Raw genomic sequence first — 2,070 nt, 5'->3', positions numbered from 1 at the left:
CTCTCCTCCCTGCCCCCTTCCCCTCTGCCTCTGCCAATCCCCAATACCAATGACTTATACCCGTGGTGAATGCGCTAGCCTTGTACTATGGTTTAGAGTAGAGTTAGCAATTAAGCTAAATAAAACTGCCAATGGTGTTTAATCCTGACTTTTTAAATGACAACTCCGAGGAACACCCTAATCAACTTCTTTCCGACCACTCTGAGGAATACCCCAATCAGTTACTCAAATATCTACAACATCAGTCTCCTGATGTTCTAGCGAGGATTGCTCAATCCGCCAGCCCTGAAATTAAACAAATCATCTCGCAAAATGTCCAAGGGCTAGTGGGAATGCTCCCGGCAGAAAATTTCAACGTGCAAATTACAACAGATCGGGATAACTTAGCTGGGCTTCTAGCGTCGGCCATGATGACAGGGTATTTTCTGCGCCAGATGGAACAAAGAATGCAGTTAGAGCATTTATCTAATGGTCAATAGTCAATAGTCAAACATTCTGGGACTACTGACCAAATAATTACTAATTCGTAATTCGTAATTCCTAATTAAAAAAGTTACAGCAGCCCACACTGGATTAAAAATTCAGTGGTTAACAAGATTTGTGTGGAGAGTTAAAGCTTCCACGGATAGCGACGTGAAAAGCGAGTCCGCAAGCGTCTTGCAACTACGAATTACGAATTATCAATTACGAATTATTTTAACTACTTCCTTTCAGGATAAGCTCCTGATTGTACTTTGAAGGTTTGAATTTTCCCGCTACGATTGACTTCGATAGCTATTATGTCCCCAACTTTGCTGGACTCTACCAGCTTTTGAACTTGGGCCGAGGTTTTGACTGGCTTACCGTTAACTTTTTGAATCATATCTCCAGGAAGCAATCCTCCGCGCTTGGCTGGAGAATCGCCTGTGACTCCTTTAATCACAATCCCAACATCCTGCTGAATGTTCAGTTGATTCTCTTGATTAATCTGCTGTTTTTTGATGGCAGAAAGGTCTGCCATTTCAACACCCAAGAAGGGATGTTCTACACGCCCTTTGGTAAAAAGTTCATTGGCAATGCGGGCGGCGGTTTCAATGGGGATCGCAAAACCGAGTCCTTGAGCATCAGCGCGGATGGCAGTATTAACACCAATCACTTCGCCTTGAGCGTTTAATAAGGGGCCACCGGAATTACCAGGGTTAATTGCAGCATCAGTTTGGATAAAGCTGACTCGCTTATCTGGTACACCAACTTGAGTGCTGGTGCGATCGGTAGCGCTGATAATGCCGATAGTGACAGTATTATCTAAACCCAGAGGATTGCCAATTGCGATCGCCCACTGTCCTGGTATTAAGTTTTGCGAATTGCCCAGTTTCACAGTTGGCAAATGATTCGCTTTTATTTTCACCACTGCCACATCTGTCACAGAATCAACTCCTACCACCTTCCCCTCTAAACTTCGACCATCCTTGAGGGTGACTTGTACTGTATCTGTATCTGCTACTACATGAGCGTTAGTGAGTAATTCCCCATCCTCGCTCAAAATAAATCCCGATCCTGTACCACGCTCAATCCGTTCTTCGGGAATTGGTTGCTCATCCTCTCCAAAGAATCGCCTCAATAGAGGATTTTTTAACGCATCAGAGATGGGATTGGCAACTTTGCGAGTGGCATTAATTCGCACCACAGCCGGGCCAACTTTTTGCACTGCCGTCGCAATAAAATTCACATTATCGCCTCCAGTAGCCCCAATTGCTCCGCTAGGAGAATTTGGCACTACAGATTCTGGAGGCGAAGCCATTGTGACATTTCTTAACTGTTGGAATGAGGAATTTTGTAGCAGGAAATAGCGACTGCCAAATAAACCTGCACCACAGCCAAATACCAGTAAGAACAAATAAACACCTAGTTGCTTTAAAGATAACTTCATAACAATTCTGCTTAAGGACAACAATGCAGTTGCTAATTTCTAAGTGTAGTCAAGCTAACGGCAAGTGGACAGATCAATTTACGAGGAATTAAGCATTGGGGATTGAGAATTGGGAATTGGGCATTGGTTATTTCCCCCTTGCTCCCTCTACTCCCCCTGCC

The 2,070-nt window shown here is 44.1% G+C and carries 2 protein-coding genes; one reads left to right on the top strand and one right to left on the bottom strand.

From position 1 onward, the window contains the following. Nucleotides 1-131: 131 nt before the first annotated feature. Nucleotides 132-479 carry a DUF760 domain-containing protein gene (locus tag GNF10_RS36565; protein WP_094333219.1) on the top strand — a complete coding sequence of 116 codons (348 nt, stop codon included), beginning with the start codon at nucleotides 132-134 and terminating at the stop codon, nucleotides 477-479. Between the two features lie 221 nt (nucleotides 480-700). Here the strand turns inward: GNF10_RS36565 and GNF10_RS36560 are convergent, their stop codons facing one another. Further along, complete coding sequence (locus GNF10_RS36560) at nucleotides 701-1,909, bottom strand: HhoA/HhoB/HtrA family serine endopeptidase (RefSeq protein ID WP_185581661.1); 1,209 nt, start codon at nucleotides 1,907-1,909, stop codon at nucleotides 701-703. Nucleotides 1,910-2,070 lie beyond the last annotated feature (161 nt).

This window comes from Nostoc sp. UCD121 (assembly GCF_014222285.1).
In the GTDB taxonomy this organism is placed as follows: Bacteria; Cyanobacteriota; Cyanobacteriia; order Cyanobacteriales; family Nostocaceae; genus Nostoc.
The sequence above is the reverse complement of the archived record's forward strand: the minus strand, read 5'-3'. Positions and strand labels throughout refer to the sequence as shown.

Bases quoted from the DNA above. Each gene is read 5' to 3' on its own strand.
- GNF10_RS36560 (WP_185581661.1), bottom strand. From the start codon at position 1,909: ATGAAGTTATCTTTAAAGCAACTAGGTGTTTATTTGTTCTTACTGGTA.
- GNF10_RS36565 (WP_094333219.1), top strand. From the start codon at position 132: ATGGTGTTTAATCCTGACTTTTTAAATGACAACTCCGAGGAACACCCT.